The sequence below is a fragment of the Segatella hominis genome (assembly GCF_019249725.2).
Classification (GTDB): domain Bacteria; phylum Bacteroidota; class Bacteroidia; order Bacteroidales; family Bacteroidaceae; genus Prevotella.
In genome coordinates, this window is record NZ_CP137559.1 from 841,211 (window position 1) to 862,803 (window position 21,593).

The following is a 21,593-nucleotide window of genomic DNA, read 5'->3' on the forward strand; positions in this document are numbered from 1 at the left end:
ATGGACTCATGTTTATTAGATGTTAAAAGTGTTTCCGAGATTTTAGGAATAGATGATGTGGCTCTGGTGTCTTTGGTTAATTCTGCAGAGACCAGACAGCTTGTCGTTGCGTGTGATCTGGAGATGCGTGACTTGATCATGAAGTATATGGCGGATAAGCCTGAGACCCAGATGCTTTTCCCAAGTGTGGTGAGTGATATCTTAGGTACGCGGGATAAGAGTTCGCTGGAGGTCAGAATCTTTGGTTTGAAAGATGGTGTTTATCAGACTGAAATTTGTGATCAGTTGACACAGAGGTCTTTCCCTATCAGATGTAGTGACGGAATCTTCTTTGCTATTGTCTGCAAGCTCCATATTTATGCTTCGGCAGAGGTGATGCGCTGTCATTCTATTCCTTACGAGACGTTTGCTACGAAGGTAGGGCTTCCTTTAACCGTACTCTCTGATAAGCTGCTCAAGGATTCTCTCCAAAAGGCGATTGAGACAGAAAACTACGAGATGGCTTCCAATTTGCGGGATGAACTCAATAAAAGACATAAAGATAAGCACGAATGAAAGAAGTAAGATATTTTTTTGTGCCTGATGCTGGCAATGTGACGGAATTGCCTCAGGAGGAGGCTAAGCATGCGCTCAAAGTGCTGCGCCTCTCCTCGGGTGATGAGATAAATCTGATGGACGGTGAGGGTAACTTCTATCGTGCGGAAGTTAGTCTCGCCTCCAGCAAGCACTGTCTCTATCAGATTTTGGAAACTTTCCCTCAACAGCCTGCCTGGAAGGGAAAGGTGCATTTAGCTATTGCGCCTACGAAGATGATGGATCGTATCGAATGGATGGCTGAAAAGGCTACGGAAATCGGCTTTGATGAACTCTCTTTTCTCTCTGCCAAATTTTCTGAGCGCAAGACTATTCGTGTGGACCGTGTGGATAAGATTGTGGTTTCTGCCGTCAAGCAGAGTCATAAGGCTTGGAAACCTGTGGTGAATGAGATGACTCCTTTTAAGGAGTTTATAGCCCAGCCTCGTACGGGGAAAAAATATATCTGCCATTGCTATGAGGAGATAGACAAGGTGGACTTGTTTGCTGAACTCCAGAAGCCTTTGGATGATGAGGGAGATGTCACGATTCTGGTGGGACCGGAAGGGGATTTCTCTATCGAAGAGGTGCAGTTGGCTTTGCAACATGGATATGTATCGGTGAGTTTAGGTACCAGCCGATTACGTACGGAGACTGCTGGTCTGATGGCTGTGGCTATGGCTAATTTGGCTCGACGCATTTAATTTAATTTATATAATGGAACTGATGAAAAAAATGAATATCAGCATGGCACTTGCCTGGCTGATCATGGGAATGGTATTTTTCTGTTCCTGCTCTGGGTCTGATTATATCAACGCTATTCCTGCCAACAGTTCTGCTGTCATCTCTATTGATATGCAGAAAATGGCTGAGAACAATCCACAGGTCAGTCGGACTGGTGTATTGAAGTCTTTGCTTCATGTGGAGGATGTGACAGAATGTGGCATTGATGTTTCTGAAAAACTGTATCTCTTTGAAACTGCTGATGGTAACTTGGGGCTTTGTGCAAAGGTCTCTGATGCAGCTGATTTGGAAGATTGGTTGAACCAACTGTCGAAGAAACAGAAGATTTGTGAAAATGTAACAGAAAAGAAAAGCTTTCATTTTTCTGTGCTCAAGAATTCGTGGCTGGTGGGCTTCTCCGACCAGACACTCCTCGTCATGGGACCAGTTGTAGCTGATGCCCAGGCTGAACTGCAGCGCATGATGATCAAGTATCTGAAAGCTGACGAAGAACATGGCATCAAGTCTTCTCCGATGTTTGAACGTCTCGATTCGATTTCTTCCCCGATGGCTTTGGTGGCTCAGGCTCAGGCTTTGCCAGAGAAGTTTGTGGCTCCTTTCACCTTGGGTGCTCCTAAGAATGCGGATGCTTCCCAAATCGTCATTGCTGCCGAAATGAATGTTCAGAAGGGAATGCTGAGAATCAAGGGTGAGACTTGCTCCTTTAATCCTGAAATCAATCAGGCTCTCCAGTCGGCGATTGCTTCTTACCGTCCTATACAGGGTAAGTATCTGGAATCTATGCCGGATGATGCTACTGCTGGTATCTTTATGAATGTGGATGGTAAGAAATTCCTGCCGATGATGCAGACCAATAAGGGTATCCAACAGCTTTTGCTTGGCATCAATGCGGCTATTGATATGGATAATATCATCCGGAGTGTGAATGGTGATATGGCCATCGTGCTGCCGTCTTTCTCTGATGCTAATCTGAAGATGACGATGGCTGCGCAGTTGGCTCATTATAAGTGGCTGGCTGATGTGAGCTACTGGAAAGAGTCGTGCCCTAAGGGTGCTTCTATTGCTGACTGGGGGAAGAATGCCTATTATTATACGGATGGGAAAACGTCTTTCTATTTCGGTGTAAGCGATGACAAACAGTTCTTCAGCGGAAGTGACGAACTGCTTGCTTCCTATGCCATCAAGCGTTCTAATCATCCGGTTTCTGCGGACATCAGAAAAGAAATCAAGGGACAGAAGTTGGCGATGGTCATCAATCTCAATAAAGCCGGTAACGGTGGTGAGGCCATGGCGGCAGTTACTTCGCTGCTGAGTCCGATTTTCGGAAATCTCAATTCCGTAGTATATACATTGAAGTAATGGTAAACTAAGTTTTTTAAAATATAAATAACTAAGTTTTTAAAAAATATATATCAAAGTGGAAACAATTCAGTTTCAATCTGTTCTCCCTCAGGTCTTTGCGCAGCGCACTGATCTTGATTCGGAGATCTGGCAGCAGGATGTCTCTTTTGAGAAAGGGCATCTTTATCTTGTTGAGGCAGACAGCGGAAAGGGTAAAAGTACTTTCTGCAGTTATGTTTTGGGTTATCGTCACGACTATAGCGGAAGCGTGATGTTTGACAAGGATGTGACCGCTCATTATCAGGTGAAAGATTGGGTGGAGGTGAGAAAGCGCCATATCAGTCATCTCTTTCAGGAACTTCGTCTTTTCCCTGAACTCACGGCGATGGAGAATGTCGAAATCAAGAATAAAATCACAGGGTTTCAGAAGAAAGGTACCATCCTGGAATGGTTTGACAGATTGGGCATTGCGGATAAGGTGGATGCCAAGATAGGGCGTATGTCCTTCGGTCAGCAGCAGCGTGTGGCTATGATCCGTGCCCTCTGCCAGCCTTTCGATTTTATCTTGGCCGACGAGCCTATCAGTCATCTGGATGATACCAACTCTCGCATCATGGGAGACATCATGATGGAAGAAGCGGGGAGACAGGGCGCTGGGGTCATCGTCACCAGTATCGGTAAGCACATGGATCTTGCCTATGAAAAGATTGTAAGATTATAGTTTAGTTTTGGTGTTATGAATTTGGTTTGGAAATTACTTAGGCAACATATCAGTATCTCGCAGTTTGCTGGTTTTGCTTTTGCCAATCTGTTTGGTATGCTGATTGTACTTTTTGGCTTTCAGTTTTATCAGGATGTCTTGCCTGTGTTCACCCAGCAGGATAGTTTTATGAAGGCTGATTATCTTATCATGAGTAAGAAAATCGGTATGGGAAATACAATCAGTGGTAGGACTAATAGTTTTGCGGGTAGTGAGATTGATGAGATTGCATCGCAGAAGTTTGTGAAGAAAATAGGTAAATTTACTTCTACTGAATACAAGGTGGATGCTTCTATGGGCGTGAACGGTGTGAATGTGCTCAACTCGGAACTGTTCTTCGAGAGTGTTCCGGATGGCTTTGTGGATGTTCCGCTGAAAGACTGGAAGTATGAGCCTGGGGCGCATGAGGTTCCGATTATTCTGCCTCGTACCTATATTAATATGTACAATTTCGGTTTTGCCCAGAGTCATTCTCTTCCTAAAATCAGTGATGGACTGATGGGCATGATTGATTTTCAGATTTTCATCCAGGCTGGAGGTAAGAAGGAACAGTTTAAGGGTAAGGTGATCGGTTTCTCTTCCCGTCTGAATACGATCCTTGTTCCTCAGGCGTTTATGGATTGGAGTAATCAGGAATTTGCCCCTGAAAATCATAGTGATCCTACCCGTTTGATTGTTGAGGTGGGAAATCCTGCGGATGAGAATATCAGTCAATATCTCGATAATCATGGTTATGAGGTGGAAACGGATAAGTTGGATGCTGAGAAGACGACTTATTTCCTCCGTATGATTGTCATGATGGTGATGGTCATCGGTCTGGTGATTTCTGCTTTGAGCTTCTATATTCTTATGCTGAGTATCTATCTGCTGGTTCAGAAAAACTCATCCAAGTTGGAGAATTTGCTGCTTATCGGCTATAGTCCAGCGCAGGTTTCAAGACCTTATCAGATATTGACAATGGGGCTGAATGTGGCTGTGCTGGTGATTGCCTGGGTGGCTCTTTTCTTTATCCGCAACTATTATATGGATTTCATCGAGACTTTGTATCCTGATGTGGAAGATGGCAGTATGCTGCCTGCCATAGGATTGGGAGCGGTATTGTTCCTGATAGTTTCGCTCCTCAATATTGTGGCGATTCGCAGGAAGGTGGGAAATATCTGGAAAAGAAAGGAATAACTGCTTGGTATTATTCATAGTACGGCAAAAAGAAAAGTCATTTGTTAAGTCCTCTTATGTAGGGCTTACAAATGACTTTTTTATTTTCTTATTTCTTCAAATGCGTAAACAGGTCTTTCTTTGGCATATCTGCCATGTATTTCTGTCTCAGTTTTTCGAAGAATGTCATGGAGTCATTGGAGAAACCATGTCCCTTCCAGGTGGAGGTGTTGGTAATCAGAATCCAGCATTGTCCATCAGGATATTTCAGGATGAGTGCGGATGTTCCAGAAAGCGAACCTGTTCTAATCCAAGGTCTTCCCTTGGCAGTGAAATTCCAACCGATAGAGAAATTATGATCAGGCTGTTCGCGGGTCATGAATTCTATGCTTTTCTTACTGAGAATGTCCTTGATATGTGGCATTCCGTCGATGCAGGCGATGAGTCTTGACAATTCTGCTGCCGAACCGCACCAGGCTCCCGCTCCTTCGAGTCTTGGAACATCGTTCTCTCCATAACAGCGAGGTACCATTCTGCCGCTATTGTTGTATTCATATACATTTTCAGAACCCTGATGCATGTAATATTTCACTTCGTTTGGACGGCGATCTTCGTAGTAAGTGCCTGCAATGTGCATATCATAGCAGCCTGCCGGATGCAAAATGTATTTCTGCATGAAGTCGGCATATTTCATTCCTGATTTTTTGGCGATGATTTCTGACAGGATCATATAGCCCAAATTGGAGTAGCATCTTCCTTCACCTGGAGTATAGCCGAGACGTCTTTTCAGCAGAATCTTCAGCAGTGTCTTGTGGTCGGGGGGAGTAGTGAGGTGATTTTGCATGATAATGTATCTTGTAGAGAACATCGGGTCGCCTGCTCCGTTGGTAAAACCTGCATTGTGTCTGAGCAACTGTTCTACGGTTATATCGTAGTATCTGTCGTCCTTGATGCTGTTGTTGTAGGTCGTATCATTGAGAATACCTTTCGGGCCAAATACTTTGTCGCTCATCCTGACTTTCTTCATCTCCACAAGTTTCATGATGCCTGCGGCAGTGATGAGTTTAGAAACAGAGGCGAATCTCATTACCATATTGGGTTCCATCAGGATACCTTTTTCTTTATCCGCATAACCAAATCCGCGGGCATAGAGGAGGGAATCGTTGCGGGAAATGACGAGCTGTGCTCCATGGATTTCCCATCTTTTCAGATAGCGCGTCACAAGAGAGTCAAACTCCTTGTATTCCTTTCCGTCTGACATCTTATTGTTTAATACCTTGTTCAGATGTATGCTTGTCACAGAATCCTTTTTCTCCGTTTCTGTACTTGTACACTTGCTGACGCATCCTCGCAGGCAGAAAGTGATGATGGCGAACAGGATGAGCAGGAGTGCTGCTATTCTTTTTGTCTTCAGTCTTCTTCTTTTCATTTTTCAAGGTTTATTCTTTAGAATCATTTTTTTTGTTTAATTTCTTCAACCGCTTCTGGGCTTCTGGATGTGTCGGATAGAGTTCGAGGGCTTTTTTGTAATTATTGATGGCTGCCCCTTTCATATTCTCTTTCTCACATTCTTTTCCAAGAATCACAAATTCTGTAGCCAGTTTCTTGAGATAATTTTCCAACTTGTTTCTTTCTTCTTCTTTTTGTCTGATGATTTCTTTCAGTTGGGTATTTTCATCTTTCAAACGGTTCACAATGTCCAGCTTCCTCCGGATGAACCTTTTGGCAAGCGGCTTTTCTATATCATAGCGACTATGGATGGCAAGATAGAAATTATCAAGCGCTCCCTGCATATCTCCTTTGTCGAAGGCTTTAGCCGCATCGTGATATTGCTTGTCGGCCTTGCTTTGCTGCAAGGCATTGTTGATGATGTTGTGGTCGTTGTATTGACGCGCAAACTGTTTGACTTCATTTCTTACGAAGACTTCATTGTGACGGATGGGTTCCTGAAGGCTGATTCCTTCCAGACTGGTGCATCTGGAAAGTGCTACGTATGTCTGTCCGCCTGCAAATACGCCTCCTGTGAAGTCAATCTTTACCTGTTTGAAAGTGAGGCCCTGACTTTTGTGAACGGTGATGGCCCACGCCAATCTGAGTGGATATTGGGTATATCTGCCGATTTCCTCTTCTTCTATCTTTTTCTCTGTCTCATTGAAATGATAGCGCATATTGCTCCAGGCTGCCGGTTCCACCATCACATCTTCCCCGTTTTCTGTTCTTACATAGATTCGACTGTTTTCGTCGTCGTCAAATCCGATGATGGTTCCCAACGTTCCGTTTACCCATTGGTGGTCGATATCATTCTTGATGAAAATAACCTGGGCGCCAGTTTTCAGATAGAGTTCCATAGGGGTAGGAAGACTACTTTCTGGAAATTCGCCTTCGATGGTTCCCCTGAAGAGCGTAGGGGCTCCTGGGAGTTCTTTCAACTTGTTTTCATTGATGAAATCTACCGTGTCTCGTCGGGTGGATAAGGTGATTGCCAGTCGTGAGTCTCCTTCATCCAGAGTGACTCCCACACGCTCGTTGAGTTTCATGAGGTCGCTGTTTGCCACCTGACTGGTTCGGATATGATCGAGTATGTTGATGAATACAGGATCACTCTGCCGGTACACCTTTTTCAGTTCGATGCTGACCAATTGGAACTGGTAAAAAACTTTGGCATCAAAGAAAAAGTTGCTGGAATAAAAAGGGTTGAGCAGTTTCTTGTCGTCTTCCCTCACTACCGGTTCCAACTGGTATATATCACCCACCAAAAGCAACTGTTTCCCTCCGAAAGGTTCGCGCATATTGCGGTTGTAAACCCTTAGAATCTTGTCTATGAAGTCTATAATGTCAGCTCTTACCATACTGATCTCATCGATGATGATGAGTTCCACTTCTCTGAGAAGTTTGATTTTCTCTGAGTTGTATTTCATGGTGTTTCTCAGGTTGCGGACACTATATTTACTGTCGTTAGGAAGGAGGGGATAGAAGGGAAGTTTGAAAAAGCTATGTAGGGTAGAGCCTCCGGCGTTGATGGCAGCAATCCCCGTAGGTGCCAGCACCACGTGCTTTTTCTTCGTGTTTGCAGCGATATAGCGTAGGAATGTAGATTTACCCGTTCCAGCCTTTCCTGTAAGGAAAAGGGAGCGGTGCGTATATTGTATGATCTGCAAAGCATTTTGCAATTCTTCGTTCTGTAAATCTATATTCTCAGCCATATCGGTTATTCTTAAAAAGAGAATCGGCGGTTTCAGTTATATGACGGAAACCACCGATTGTCCTATTGTTTTGTAATCTATCTTTAAAAGTCTTGGCTTTTGGCAAGTTTACCTTTTTCAAACTTATCTTTCGAAAGCCTTTTTGAAAGTTTTACTTTTCAAGTTTTATCTTTCCAAGCCTTGTCTTTTATCTGTTTTATAAATCGTCGAAATTGATGACTTGCTCTGCAGGTTTGGCTTTTTTCTTTTCTTTCTTCTCTTTCTTTTCTTTCTTTTCGCCATTCTCTTCCTGCTTCTTTTCACCATTTGCTTTCTCCTCAGAGTTTGAATTCTCGCGGACAACCGGGTTGCCGTTTTCATCGAGAATGATTTCCTCGTTCATGGCAGCACTGTCTATCCTTGTGGTATCCACTTTGACTTTCGGTGCATAACTTGCGCACATGTACATATCCTTGGTGATGTCGCCATCCTTCGGCTTGTCAAATTTTGCCCTATATTCCTTGAAGGCAGGATCTTTGAGTAAGGATTGCAGGAAGTAACCGCAGATAGGTAATGCCGTGCGTGAACCTTGTCCTAAAGCTCCTGTGCGGAAGTGGATGCAACGGTATTCGCCGCCTACCCAGGCACCGCAGACCAGTTTTGGACTTACACACATAAACCATGCGTCTGAATGGTTGTTTGAAGTACCTGTCTTTCCTCCAAATTCTGTATCCTTATAGTCGCCTACATATCCCCACAAGCTTTGTGAAGTTCCGCCTGGCTCCAGCATACCTCCTCTGAGAAGCTGCTGCATCAGGAAGGCGCTCTTGTATGGAATCACCTGTTCGGCAGTCGAAGGACCGGTATATACTTCCTTTCCGTCTCTGTCAACGATACGGGTAACGAGTACAGGGTCGTGATGCATACCGTTATTTGCGATAGTGCTATAGGCGCATGCCAATTCCAGCAGATTGACATCACTGGAACCGAGAGCCAATGATGGTTCGTCCTCCAAAGGACTGTTGATACCCATCTTCTGAGCTGTTTCTATGATGCGCTTGATGCCCATTTCCTGTCCAAGTCTTACGGCTACAGAGTTGATACTCTTGGCAAAAGCACCCTTCAATGGGATGGAATCACCCGAGAAAGAACCATTGGCATTGGATGGAGTCCATTTCACCATTTCATGTTTCTTCTTGTCATATACGTCCATGGAGATGTATTCATCACGACGCTTGTCGCAAGGTGTCAATCCCTGATTCATCGCCTCTGTATAGACAAAGAGCTTGAAGGTTGAACCCGGTTGGCGTTCTGCCGTAACCTTATCATATTTCCATGCATCGAAATCGATGTCTCCTACCCATGCTTTCACTGCACCTGTCTGAGGCTCCATTGCCACAAAAGCACAGTGCATGAATGTAGTCATGTACTTGATGGAATCTTCTGAAGTCATCATCTTGGTGACAGTTCCCTTTTCATAGTCAAATACCTTGACAGGGTGAACCCATTCCTTATAATAATAGTTGACGGAATCTGGATTGTTAGGGAATTTTGCCATCAGATTCTTATAGAATGTCTGACGCTCTGCGATGCCCTGGATGAAATTTGGTATTTCCTTGTGGTTTTCGTCCTGCCAAGGATTCTGTCCCAACCATTCCCCTTCGCCAGCCTTACCTCGGTTGATGCTCCAGTGGCTGTTGAAATTCTTCTGAACCTGCTTCATCTGTTTTATGGCAGCTTCTTCAGCATATTTCTGCATACGGGTATCGATGGTGGTGTATATTTTCAGACCGCTGGAATAGAGGTCGTATCCTTCTTCTTCGCACCATCCTTTGAGGTAGTTGGCCACGGCTTCACGGAAGTATTTAGCCTGTCCGTCGTAGTTTTCCTCAACCTTAAAGTTCAGTTTGATAGGCAATTCCTTCAGTTCGTTATATTTTTCCTCCGACAGGTCTCCGTGTCTTACCATATTATATAATACGACATTTCTGCGGGCGAGACTGTTTTCCGGATTAGAACGAGGGTTGTAGTAGGTAGTGGCTTTCAGCATGCCCACTAACACTGCAGCCTGATCAGTAGTCATTTCTGTCGGAGAGGTATTGAAATAGGTCTTGGCAGCAGTCTTGATACCGTATGAATTGGAACCGAAATCCACAGTATTAGCATACATGGTGATGATTTCCTTTTTGCTATATACGGTTTCGAGTTTAGCTGCGATGATCCATTCCTTGCTCTTGATGATGAGGATGCGGAGAACAGGAATCTTGCCCAACAATCCTGTAGAGTATTGTGAGCGAACTCGGAACATGTTTTTAGCCAACTGTTGTGTGATGGTAGAAGCTCCACGAGCATCATGGTGCAAGAGTGCATCTTTTGCTGCACCAAATAAGCCGATAGGGTCTATACCCAAGTGCTTGTAGAAGCGCTCATCCTCTGTATCTACAAGTGCTTTGAAGAAATCTGGGTTGACTTCCTCGTAAGTCACAGGCGTACGATTCTCATTAAAGTATTTACCGATGAGTTTGCCGTCGGCACTATAGATTTCAGAAGCCTCGCTTGTTTGAGGATTCATAATACCAGAAAAATAGCCTGGTGATTTTCCGAAGAGCCATAGGAAGTTGATATCTACTGCGCCAAGATACAGAATGAAGGCGATGATGCAACTCACCAGTCCAATGGCGGTTTTGGTGTACCATGCTTTGCCTCGATACAGATTTCTATACCAAGGCCAGAAGCCACAGAACTTGTGCCATAACCAGGCAAAAAAAGTCTTGAGTTTTTTCATATTTTTTATTGTTGAGGGCTATTGAAGGAAGTTTTCAGAAGCTTTCTGACTTTCTGAAGTCCTTATTGAACTGAGAATCGACTTTGCTTGTCTATTCAGAAGTTCTTATTGACCTTAGAATCGATTTGATCTGTCTATTCAGAAGTCTTTAGAAAGCTTTTTGAATCTTTCTTTTCCTTTTCTAACCGTTTTTACGTGCAAAAATAGCAAAATTATTTCTTTTGCAAGCAGGTATCAATATAATTTATGATTTCTTTACTGTTGTCGGGGTGAAACCAGGTGATTTCTTCATCTCTTTTAAACCATGTCAACTGCTTTCGCATGTATTCTCTACTATGCGACTGGATTTGTCGGATGGCTTCTTGCAGGTCTATTTCCCCATCGAAGTAGGCAAACATTTCTTTATATCCTACGGTTCTGAGGGCTGTCAGTCCTTTTTGAGAATATACGTTTCTTGCTTCTTTTTCAAGTCCTTCTTCCATCATCAGGAGTACTCTCTGGTTGATTCGCTCATAGAGTTCTGCTCTATCCCGGTTGAGTCCTATTTTGATGATGCGGAATGGTCTTTCTTTCTTCTCTGCAGTACGGAAGGAAGTGTATGTCTTGCCAGTTTGATGGCAAATTTCAAGTGCATGAACTACTCTGCGTGGGTTTTTCTTATCTACGATATTATAGTGTTCTGGATCCATCTTTTGCAGTTCTTCCACCAATTTTTCCAAACCTTCCTTTTCCAGTCTTTCCTTCATCCATTGGCGGATATCGTCTCTTACTGTAGGTATATCATCGATTCCTTTGCATAAGGCATCAATATACATCATGCTACCGCCCGTGAGAAGTGCAGTATCGTGACTTTTGAATAGGTCGTTCTGTAGGAGATTCATTACATCTGCTTCATACATGGCTGCGCTGTAATAATCTTCTATATTGTGATTTCCTACAAAGTAATGGCGTATTCGCTTTTGCTGTTCTTCGGTGGGAGCGGCTGTTCCTATCGGTAGTTCTTTGAAAATCTGACGGGAATCGGCATTGATGATAGGGGTTTGCAAATGTTCTGCTATGGATAGGCAGAGTTCTGTTTTTCCTACACCTGTTGGGCCGAGAACAACAATGAGGGTCTTCATTTTTATTGTTTTAAAGTTTAAGATGATCATTCCCTTTTGGGAAAGGGAGTGCTTTCAGTTTTTTTTGAACCTTCTGATTCTTGAAATCTTCTAAGATTCATTTGAACCTTCTGTCTTTCTGTCGCCAGAACTTAAAACTGAATGCACTTCCTCTATTTTTTCTATTTCAGATTCATTTTCTTTTTATAAACTTTTTCTAAAAAACTTTCTATCTTCAGGAATCCTTTTCTTCTTGAAATTTATTTCTTCCTTTTTGAAAGTCTTTTCTTTTTATCAGAAAATTATCTGATGATTCCTCGTTTTGATGTCTCTACGAAGTCGATGATGTATTGAATTTCAGGAGTAACATCAAGGTTGTTCTTGATTTCCTGAATACCTTCTTTCAGCACACCCTTAGAGTAGAGGAGACGATAAGCCTCATGGATATTCTGAATGAGTTCGTTGCTGAAACCGCGACGACGGAGACCTACGAGATTCAAACCACAATACTTTGTAGGTTCCTTTCCTGCAATAATATAAGGAGGAATATCCTGAGAGAAGCGGCAACCACCCTGAATCATCACGTAGCCTGCGATATGGCAGAACTGGTGAACGAGTACATTGGCACTTACGATAGCATTATCGTCAATCACTACTTCGCCAGCAAATTTTGTTGCATTACCGATGATGCAGCCACTGCCCAACTCACAGTCGTGAGCCACGTGTACACATTCCATCAGGAGGTTATTGCTGCCCACAACGGTCTTGCCCTTAGAGGCAGTGCCACGAGAGATGGTTACGTTCTCACGGATACTATTGTTGTTGCCCACCTCGCAGATGGTTTCCTCGCCACGGAATTTGAGATCCTGTGGCTTGGTAGAGATGCTGGCACCTGGGAAAAATTCATTACCATTGCCGATGCGAGCACCTACATGTATTGTTACACTATTTTGAAGTACATTATTATCTCCTAGCACGGTGTTTTTGTCGATATAACAAAAAGGACCGATGATATTGTTGTCACCGAGTTTTGCCTCTGGATGAACAAATGCTAAAGGACTAATTTGATTCATATCTAATTCTCGTTATTATTTATTTTTTACAATCTGAGCGGTGAATGTTGCTTCTGCTACAACCTGATCGCCTACGAACATGTAACCTTTCATGCTGCTGATGCCATGACGTACTGGAGCCAACAACTCTACTCGGAAGAGCAGTGTATCGCCTGGAACTACCTTTTTGCGGAACTTCACGTCATCGAGTTTCATGAAGTAAGTACTCCAGCGCTCTGGTTCTTCCAACTGGTTGAGTACGAGTAAGCCGCCACACTGTGCCATTGCTTCTACCTGGAGTACACCTGGCATTACTGGTTCTTCAGGGAAGTGACCAGTGAAAAATGGTTCGTTGGCAGTTACGTTTTTCACACCCACAATGCTGGTAGGGCCCATAGCAATCACCTTGTCCACGAGCTGCATAGGGTAGCGGTGAGGCAAAAGCTGGCGGATGCGGATATTGTCCATGATAGGTTCCTCGTTTGGATCGTAGATAGGAGCCTGAATTTCATGCTTGCGGATTTCCTTGCGCATCAGTCGGGCAAACTTGTTGTTGACTGTGTGACCTGGGCGGGTAGCGATAATGCGTCCCTTGATAGGTTTACCGATGAGCGCCATGTCACCGATGATGTCGAGCAGTTTATGGCGTGTACACTCGTTCTCCCACTGTAATGGTTTGTGCTGGATATAGCCAAGTTTGGTAGCATCCATACGAGCCACTCCAAGATGATCGGCAAGCTGGTCGAGCTGTTCCTGTTCTACCTGACGTTCGTAGATAACGATGGCATTGTCGAGGTCTCCACCCTTGATAAGGTTGGCCTGGAGCAATGGCATGATGTCTCGTACGAAAACGAATGTGCGTGCAGAAGAAATCTCTTCAACGTATTTCTCCATTCTGTCGAGTGTAGCAAACTGGCTGTTGATGAATTTGCTTTCGAAGGAACACATGGCTGTGATACTGAAATCTTCGTCTGGCAGGATGGTGATGACGGAACCATTATCATCTTTCACTTCTATTTTGTGACGGATGATGTAGAAATCTTTTTCTGCATTCTGTTCCTGGATTCCAACACTCTGGATTTTCTCTACATACAGTGCAGCAGAGCCATCGAGAATAGGGAACTCAGGACCATTTACCTGAATCAGACAGTTGTCAATACCGAGTGCATAAAGAGCTGACATTCCGTGTTCTATAGTGCTCACACGGATATCGCCTTTGCCGAGTACTGTACCACGCTGGGTTTCAACTACGTTCTCTGCCACAGCCAGAATAATTGGTTGACCTTCGAGGTCGATGCGCTGTATCTTATAACCGGTGTTCTCTGGTGCAGGATTGAAAGTCACGGTGAGGCTCAAGCCTGTGTGCAATCCCTTTCCGCAGAGAGAGAAACTACCTTTCAGTGTCTTCTGTTTTGACATAACGATTTATTTTATTGTTTATTGTTAAATGTTAAGTGTTAACTTGTTGGGGGCATTCGCTCATTAACATTTTACACTTTACATTTAATATTGAAAAATTACTTCTTCTTTAATTCTTCGATCTGCTTCTTCAGGTCGTTCAGTTCCTTATACATGTCCGGCAAGCGACGGAAGATGGCCTGAGACTTGAAGTAAGCACGCTGCTCCATTGGAGGAGTGCCGATGAGCTGCTGACCGCTTTTGAGACTGCCTGGCACACCGCTCTGAGCTCCGAGGAATACCTTGTCACCGATGGTGATGTGACCTGCAATTCCTACCTGACCGCCAAACATACACCACTGACCAACCTTGGTACTGCCTGCAATACCAACCTGTGAAGACATCACGGTATTTGCACCAATATCAGTATTGTGGGCAATCTGTACAAGATTATCGAGTTTCACGCCCTTACGAACGTAGGTAGAACCCATTGTAGAACGGTCGATACAAGTATTGGCACCGATTTCTACATTGTCCTCGATGGTAACGATACCAATCTGTGGTATTTTATCGTAGCCTTCAGGACCTGGAGCGAATCCGAAGCCATCAGAACCAACTACGCTACCTGCATGGAGGGTCACATTGTCGCCCAATTTGCATCCGTGATACACGGTTACGTTAGGGTAGATGAGCGCATTCTTGCCCACTTTCACTCCCTCACCGATATATGCGTGAGGATAAATCTGGCTACCTTCACCCACTTCTGCGCCATCGCTGATGTAAGCAAAAGCACCTACGTAAACACCTTCTGCCACCTTGGCTTTTGGAGAAACAAAAGCCAATGGGTCGATGCCTGTTTTCTTAGGCTTCATAGAATCATACATCTGGAGCAGTTTAGCTACACATTCGTATGCATTCTTCACGCGGATCAGCGTAGCGCTGACAGGCTTTTCCAGTTCCACGCTTTCGTCGATGAGGACGATGCTTGACTTTGTGTCGTACACGTAGTGGGTATATTTCGGGTTAGAAAGGAACGAGATTGCGCCTTCCTTACCTTCTTCGATTTTGGCGAAGGTGTTCACGGTTGCGTTCTCATCACCTTCTACCTTGCCCTGAACAAGCTGGGCAATTTGCTGAGCGGTAAATTCCATATTTATCTATTCTTTTTGATTTTAGCCAGCTTTAACCAGCCGGCTGGTTTGCTTTGTTTTTTATTTGGTGCAAATATAGTAAAAAAGTTTCGAATTCTTGTAATTATCTTATAATATTTCGCTTTTTTTCCAAACAAACCACTATTTTTTAGGCGCAAAGCCTCATTCTTGATGAAACATTGCGCCTAAAAGATACTTTTTAATCTTTCTATAGAGTCTGGTCTTACTCTTTTAGAGTTTAGCCAATTCTACAGCCATTTGCTCCTGGAGTTCCTTCGCCTTCTGACCAGCTACTTCGGCGAAGTCATCACCGTTGCTGGCATAGATGATGCCGCGAGAAGAGTTGACGAGCAGACCGCAGTCCTTGATGATGCCATACTTGCAAACCTCCTGGAGGCTGCCACCCTGGGCACCTACGCCTGGAACAAGGAGGAAGTGGTTAGGAGCTACTTTGCGGATGTCCTCGAACATCTTGCCCTGTGTAGCACCTACTACATACATCATGTTCTCATCGTTGCCCCATTCCTGACTCTTTTTCAGTACTTTCTCGAAAAGTCTTTCACCTTCCTTATCCTCTGTGAGCTGGAAGTCGTGGCTACCCTTGTTGCTGGTAAGAGCCAACAGAATCACCCATTTTCCCTCATACTCGAGGAATGGCTTTACTGAATCCTCGCCCATGTAAGGAGCTACGGTTACTGAATCGAAATCGTACTCCTCGAAGAAAGTTTGGGCATACATCTTTGATGTGTTGCCGATATCGCCACGCTTTGCATCTGCGATGATGAAGTGGTGTGGATAGTGAATGTTGAGATACTTGATGGTGTTCTCGAAGGCAATCATACCATCGATGCCACGGCTCTCGTAGAAAGCCAGGTTTGGCTTGTAAGCCACGCAATATGGGGCTGTTGCATCGATGATAGCCTTATTGAATTTGAATATCATCTGTGATTCTGCACCCTGGATTTCTTCACTCTCTGTGATGCACTTTGGCAACTTATTGATATCTGTGTCAAGACCTACGCACAAGAAACTCTTCTTGGCGAAAATCTGCTCTACAAGTTCTTTTCTGTTCATAATATGGTATTTACGATGATTCATCGCTCCGATTATCGGAACGATGAATAAGGGTTTATAATTCTGTTTCTTTCAGTTTTTCTGCGTTTTCTGCCACGGTCAGCGCATCGATCATGTCCTGGATGTTTCCACCGAGGAATCCATTCAGATCGTGAGTAGTGTATCCGATACGGTGGTCGGTTACGCGTCCCTGTGGGAAGTTGTATGTGCGGATTTTCGCACTGCGGTCGCCCGTAGATACGAGGCTCTTGCGGCGGTTTGCGATATCATCAACATACTTCTGATGCTCTCGGTCGTGGATGAATGTATAGAGTCGGCTCAAGGCGCGCTCCTTGTTCTTAGGCTGGTCGCGGGTCTCTGTACATTCGATGAGGATTTCCTCTACCTCGCCTGTATTTGGGTTTTTCCAAGGATAGCGAAGGCGGACACCAGATTCCACCTTGTTGACGTTCTGACCGCCGGCGCCAGAACTTCGGAAAGTATCCCATTTGATGTCGCCCTCGTTGATGTTTACCTCAAACTTGTCTGCTTCTGGCAGAACGGCTACTGTGGCTGCTGATGTGTGCATACGTCCTTGAGTCTCGGTAGCAGGCACGCGCTGAACGCGGTGAACGCCAGATTCATATTTCAGCGTACCGTAAACATCTGTTCCGCTTACGGCAAAGTCGATTTCCTTATATCCACCAACGGCGCCCTCAGAGACAGAAGTCACGCTCACGGTCCAACCCTTAGACTCGCAGTATTTCTTGTACATACTGAAGAGGTCTCCAGCGAAGAGAGCTGCCTCGTCGCCACCTGCACCACCACGGATTTCCATCTGCACGTTCTTGGCATCTTCTGGATCCTTTGGTACAAGTGCTATCTTGATTTCCTCTTCGAGTTTAGGCTGCAGAGCTTCGTTTTCGTTCAACTCCTCTCGTGCCATTTCTTTCATTTCCGGGTCACTCTCGTTGGCGAGAATGTCCTTGGCTTCTTTGATGGAGTTGAGGCAGTTGATGTATCGCTTACGAGCGTCCATGATGTCGCCGAGGTCTTTCCATTCCTTGGTCAACTTTACGTATCTGCTCTGGTCTGCGATGACATCCGGGTCGGTGATGAGGGTGCTAACTTCCTCGTATCGGCTCTCTAAGCCTTCCAGTTTCTGTAATATATTGTTATTATCCATTTTATAATGATTATTATTCGAATGTTCTATTGATTAATATTCGAATGTTCCAAATTCGCTCTTGATGGTGAGGCTGCGCTTGCCTTCCTCGATGTGACCTACGATCTGTGCATCGATATTGAAGCTCTTGCTGATGGCGATGACCTTTTCTGCAATCTCTGGGCGTACATAGATTTCCATGCGATGACCCATGTTGAATACCTGGTACATCTCCTTCCAGTCGGTGCCAGAACAGTCGTGGATAGCCTTGAAGAGTGGTGGTACTGGGAACATGTTGTCCTTCACTACCTTGCAGTCTTCGCCTACGAAGTGGAGCACCTTGGTCTGTGCACCGCCAGTACAGTGTACCATACCGTGGATTTCAGGGCGCAGTTCATCGAGCAATTTCTTGATGACAGGGGCGTAGGTGCGGGTTGGTGAGAGTACAAGTTCGCCTGCATTGATAGGAGCGCCTTCCACCTCATCGGTCAATTCGTATTTGCCACTGTAAACCAGTTCGCTTGGTACTGCGTGATCGAAGCTTTCTGGGTATTTCTCAGCGAGATACTTGGCGAATACATCGTGGCGAGCAGAGGTGAGTCCGTTGCTGCCCATACCGCCGTTGTACTTCTTCTCGTAAGTAGCTTGACCTGTAGAGGAAAGACCTACGATGACGTCGCCTGGACGGATGTTGGCATTGTTGATAACATCGCTGCGCTTCATGCGACAGGTAACGGTGGAATCTACGATGATGGTGCGTACGAGGTCACCAACATCGGCAGTTTCTCCACCAGTAGGGTAGATGCCGATGCCCATTTCTCTCATTTCGTGGAGGAGTTCATCTGTACCATTGATAATGGCAGAGATTACCTCACCTGGTACGAGCATTTTGTTTCTTCCGATGGTAGATGAAACAAGGATATTATCTACAGCACCTACACAAAGCAGGTCGTCTGTATTCATTACGACAGCATCCTGTGCGATACCTTTCCATACAGAGAGGTCGCCTGTTTCTTTCCAATACATGTATGCCAAGCTTGATTTCGTACCAGCACCATCGGCATGCATGATGTTGCAGTATTCTGGGTCACCGCCCAGAATATCAGGTATGATTTTGCAGAAAGCCTGTGGAAAAATACCTTTGTCGATGTTCTTAATGGCGTTATGCACGTCTTCTTTTGCTGCGCTCACTCCGCGCATCATATAGCGATTGTTACTCATTTTTCTATTTTTTATCGTTTTTATTTAAAGTCTTTTCTCCTTTACATTATATATTATATAATCTGATAAATCCTTCATCTGAAAGCATCCTCTTCTGACGAATTCCTTCTTCTGAAAATTCCGTGTAATCTGCGTAATCCGTGCCTAAAAAATAACACCACAACTTAGATTTCACCAGAAAAATTCTGTGCTAAAGAATATCCACAAAGAATAAATCTTGCATCAGAAAGTCTTTTCATCTATTAGAGATTCTTTTTCAGAAAAATCTTTTTTACAATTGCTCTTTTCCTTCCCAGAAATCCCAGGATGCGAAGGCTTGCAGGAGCAGCATTTCCAGTCCGTTCTTTACGGTGGCTCCCTGCTCTTTGCCCTTCTTCATGAAGAGAGTTTCATCAGGGTTGTAGATCAGATCATATAATAAGGTATGGCTGTCCATGGCTTCGTAAGGCAGCGGTGGACACTCATCTACGTGAGGGTACATGCCTACAGGAGTGCAGTTGACAATCACGTTGTATTCCTTGATGATTTCAGGCGTAATGTTGTCATACTGTAGAGTGCCAGGACGCTCGTATCGGCTCACGAAGACGGTTTCCAGTCCGAGCGACTTCAGTCCATAGCAGATGGCTTTTGATGCGCCACCTGTACCGAGAATCAGGGCTTTCTTGTGGAAAGACTCGATAAACGGTTCGATGCTCTGGGTGAAGCCTATCACATCACTGTTGTAGCCTCTGAGCACAGTTTCATCGCCTTTGTGGGTAACTCTTACCACGTTGACAGCACCGATAGCATTTGCCTCGGGACTAACGTAGTCCAGATAGCTGATAACCTTTTCCTTGTAAGGGATGGTCACATTGAATCCTTTCAATTCCGGATTGGAGTCGAGCACTTCTGCCAGGTCTTCGATGGTTGGAATTTCGAAGTTGATGTAGGTAGCATCGATGCCCTCGTTCTCGAATTTCTCGTTGAAGTAATTCTTTGAGAACGAATGTCCTAGAGGGTAACCTATGAGTCCATACTTGTCCATACTGATTATTTTTTGTTTTTATTTTGTTGCGAAATACATCGTGCAGATGCCGAAGGTGAGTCGCTTGAATTCTGCCTTTTCGAAACCGGCTTTCTTCAGCACCTCCATCATTGTTTCTCCCTGCGGGAAGGCTTCGATGGTGGCCGTCAGATAGTTGTAGGCACTCTGGTCTTTAGAGATCAGCTTGCCGTATATCGGCAATACCGTGTGGGAATAGATGCGGAAGAGCTGCTTCATCGGGAATCTCACGGGATGTGTGAGTTCTACGATGCTCAGATGTCCGCCCTTCTTCAGTACTCGGCACATTTCCTTGAGTCCCTGGTCGAGGTTTTGGAAATTGCGTATGCCGAATGCTGCCGTCACTGCATCGAAGGTTTCGTCTGGGAAGGAGAGGTGCAGGCAGTCTTCTTTCTTGAAGCTGATGATGTGCTGCAGATTTTCCTTTTTCACTTTCTGTCTTCCGATTTCCATCATGCCCTCGGATATGTCTGCTCCGATGAGCTGTTGGGGATGCAGCATTTTGGCCGCCAGAATGGCGAAGTCGCCCGTACCGGTGGCGATGTCGAGCATCTTTTCAGGGTGGTGGCGCTGCAGCAGTCTGATGGCTTTGCGACGCCACCCCTTGTCGATATCCCATGAGAGGCGATGATTGAGAGTGTCGTAGGTAGGAGCGATGTTATCGAACATTTCTTCTACCAACTTGCCCTTTTCTCCTTCGCCTTCATAGGGCTTAATTTGTTCTTGCTTGTACATTAATATATATAGTACTCTTTTCAGGGAAAAACTATTTTCTTTGTGGAATGATTATTTCCCCAGGAATGATTACTTTCTTGCTGCAAGCCATTCGCTTACGTTCTTCTCGATGCGGGCAGCGATGTCGCCTTCCTCGGTAGCCTTGTCAAACTTCTCGCCTGTGATGTGCTCGTAGAGTTCGATGTAGCGGTCTGACACACTCTCTGCATACTCGTCGGTGATTTCTGGCATGGTCTGTCCAGGCTCGTTCATGAAGTTGTGCTCGATGAGCCACTGGCGTACGAATTCCTTAGAGAGCTGGCGCTGTGGCTCGCCCTTTTCGAATTTCTCCTCGTAACCATCAGCGTAGAAGTAGCGGCTTGAGTCTGGAGTGTGGATTTCATCGATGAGGTAAACCTTGCCGTCGCGCTTGCCAAATTCATATTTGGTATCTACGAGGATGAGTCCCTGCTTAGCTGCGATTTCCTGTCCGCGAGCGAAGATGCGGCGGGTGTAGTCTTCCATCACTGCATAGTCTTCAGCACTAACAATGCCCTGGGCGATGATTTCTTCCTTAGAGATGTTCATGTCGTGACCTTCGTCAGCCTTTGTGGTAGGAGTGATGATTGGTTCTGGGAAACGCTGGTTCTCGCGCATACCTTCAGGGAGTTTCACACCACAGATTTCGCGGCAACCCTTCTGGTATTCTCTCCATGCACTACCTGTGAGGATAGAGCGGATAATCATCTCAACACGGAAACCTTCGCACTTCAAACCTACGGTGACCATAGGGTCTGGTGTAGCCAACTTCCAGTTAGGACAGATGTCTGTCGTAGTATCCAGGAACTTCGCAGCTATCTGGTTGAGTACCTGTCCCTTGAATGGGATGCCTTTTGGCAGCACAACGTCGAACGCTGAGATTCTGTCGGTAGCGACCATCACAAGGATGTCGTCGTTAATGTCATACACATCACGTACTTTACCGTGGTAAACACTCTTCTGTCCATCGAAATGGAAATCTGTCTTTGTTAATGCTTTCATTTTATTTTGAACTTTGAATTTTGAACTTCGAACTTTCTGTCGGCTTTCCTTTTTCTTGCTCAGGGAATCTTATTCCTTTTCTCTTTTGCTCAGGGAATCCTATTCCTTTCTCTTTG

The 21,593-nt window shown here is 44.9% G+C and carries 18 protein-coding genes; 5 read left to right on the forward strand and 13 right to left on the reverse strand.

The features are described from left to right. Genes KUA50_RS03325 through KUA50_RS03345 form a run of 5 tightly spaced genes read left to right on the forward strand, consistent with a single transcriptional unit; the run spans position 1 to position 4,594 of the window. Entirely contained in the window at positions 1-555 is a 555-nt protein-coding gene (locus KUA50_RS03325; protein ID WP_218456319.1) for a bifunctional nuclease domain-containing protein, read from the forward strand. Next, on the forward strand, positions 552-1,277 hold the full coding sequence (locus KUA50_RS03330) for a 16S rRNA (uracil(1498)-N(3))-methyltransferase (protein ID WP_218456318.1): 726 nt from the start codon (positions 552-554) through the stop codon (positions 1,275-1,277). Before KUA50_RS03325 ends, KUA50_RS03330 begins: the two co-directional genes overlap by 4 nt. 22 nt (positions 1,278-1,299) lie before the next feature. Then, positions 1,300-2,676 (forward strand): DUF4836 family protein, encoded by a 1,377-nt coding sequence (locus tag KUA50_RS03335; protein ID WP_218456317.1) that lies wholly within the window; start codon positions 1,300-1,302, stop codon positions 2,674-2,676. A gap of 58 nt (positions 2,677-2,734) precedes the next feature. After that, on the forward strand, positions 2,735-3,379 hold the full coding sequence (locus tag KUA50_RS03340; RefSeq protein WP_218456316.1) for an ATP-binding cassette domain-containing protein: 645 nt from the start codon (positions 2,735-2,737) through the stop codon (positions 3,377-3,379). Between the two features lie 15 nt (positions 3,380-3,394). Then, positions 3,395-4,594 (forward strand): hypothetical protein, encoded by a 1,200-nt coding sequence (locus KUA50_RS03345; RefSeq protein WP_022110823.1) that lies wholly within the window; start codon positions 3,395-3,397, stop codon positions 4,592-4,594. Positions 4,595-4,682: 88 nt separating this feature from the next. Here KUA50_RS03345 and KUA50_RS03350 read toward each other — a convergent pair whose 3' ends face one another. From KUA50_RS03350 to KUA50_RS03410, 13 genes are all read right to left on the reverse strand, one after another. After that, entirely contained in the window at positions 4,683-6,002 is a 1,320-nt protein-coding gene (locus KUA50_RS03350; RefSeq protein WP_218456315.1) for a serine hydrolase domain-containing protein, read from the reverse strand. A 10-nt stretch (positions 6,003-6,012) separates the two neighbouring features. Continuing rightward, entirely contained in the window at positions 6,013-7,776 is a 1,764-nt protein-coding gene (locus KUA50_RS03355) for an AAA family ATPase (protein ID WP_218456314.1), read from the reverse strand. A 196-nt stretch (positions 7,777-7,972) separates the two neighbouring features. Beyond that, positions 7,973-10,540 (reverse strand): transglycosylase domain-containing protein, encoded by a 2,568-nt coding sequence (locus KUA50_RS03360; RefSeq protein WP_218456313.1) that lies wholly within the window; start codon positions 10,538-10,540, stop codon positions 7,973-7,975. A 212-nt stretch (positions 10,541-10,752) separates the two neighbouring features. Next, positions 10,753-11,661 (reverse strand): tRNA (adenosine(37)-N6)-dimethylallyltransferase MiaA, encoded by a 909-nt coding sequence (gene miaA, locus KUA50_RS03365; protein ID WP_218456312.1) that lies wholly within the window; start codon positions 11,659-11,661, stop codon positions 10,753-10,755. Between the two features lie 281 nt (positions 11,662-11,942). Beyond that, the gene (lpxA, locus tag KUA50_RS03370) at positions 11,943-12,713 is read right to left on the reverse strand and encodes an acyl-ACP--UDP-N-acetylglucosamine O-acyltransferase (protein ID WP_022110828.1); all 771 of its coding nucleotides are present in this window, start codon (positions 12,711-12,713) and stop codon (positions 11,943-11,945) included. Positions 12,714-12,728: 15 nt separating this feature from the next. Next, positions 12,729-14,111: a bifunctional UDP-3-O-[3-hydroxymyristoyl] N-acetylglucosamine deacetylase/3-hydroxyacyl-ACP dehydratase gene (locus KUA50_RS03375; RefSeq protein ID WP_256624169.1), complete on the reverse strand. Its 1,383-nt coding sequence runs from the start codon at positions 14,109-14,111 to the stop codon at positions 12,729-12,731. Between the two features lie 98 nt (positions 14,112-14,209). After that, entirely contained in the window at positions 14,210-15,241 is a 1,032-nt protein-coding gene (gene lpxD / locus KUA50_RS03380; protein ID WP_022110830.1) for a UDP-3-O-(3-hydroxymyristoyl)glucosamine N-acyltransferase, read from the reverse strand. A gap of 231 nt (positions 15,242-15,472) precedes the next feature. Further along, positions 15,473-16,315, reverse strand: coding sequence for an orotidine-5'-phosphate decarboxylase (gene pyrF, locus KUA50_RS03385; protein ID WP_218456311.1), 843 nt, complete (start codon positions 16,313-16,315; stop codon positions 15,473-15,475). 55 nt (positions 16,316-16,370) lie between these two features. Next, on the reverse strand, positions 16,371-17,480 hold the full coding sequence (gene prfA / locus KUA50_RS03390) for a peptide chain release factor 1 (RefSeq protein WP_218456310.1): 1,110 nt from the start codon (positions 17,478-17,480) through the stop codon (positions 16,371-16,373). A gap of 33 nt (positions 17,481-17,513) precedes the next feature. Beyond that, positions 17,514-18,662 (reverse strand): AIR synthase-related protein, encoded by a 1,149-nt coding sequence (locus tag KUA50_RS03395; protein WP_218456349.1) that lies wholly within the window; start codon positions 18,660-18,662, stop codon positions 17,514-17,516. 289 nt (positions 18,663-18,951) lie between these two features. Beyond that, positions 18,952-19,704: a shikimate dehydrogenase family protein gene (locus KUA50_RS03400; protein WP_218456309.1), complete on the reverse strand. Its 753-nt coding sequence runs from the start codon at positions 19,702-19,704 to the stop codon at positions 18,952-18,954. Positions 19,705-19,722: 18 nt separating this feature from the next. Next, positions 19,723-20,457 carry a bifunctional demethylmenaquinone methyltransferase/2-methoxy-6-polyprenyl-1,4-benzoquinol methylase UbiE gene (gene ubiE, locus KUA50_RS03405; RefSeq protein ID WP_218456308.1) on the reverse strand — a complete coding sequence of 245 codons (735 nt, stop codon included), beginning with the start codon at positions 20,455-20,457 and terminating at the stop codon, positions 19,723-19,725. A 69-nt stretch (positions 20,458-20,526) separates the two neighbouring features. Beyond that, a complete protein-coding gene (locus KUA50_RS03410; protein ID WP_022110836.1) occupies positions 20,527-21,477 on the reverse strand; it encodes a phosphoribosylaminoimidazolesuccinocarboxamide synthase in 951 nt (316 codons plus the stop codon). Between the last annotated feature and the right edge of the window lie 116 nt (positions 21,478-21,593).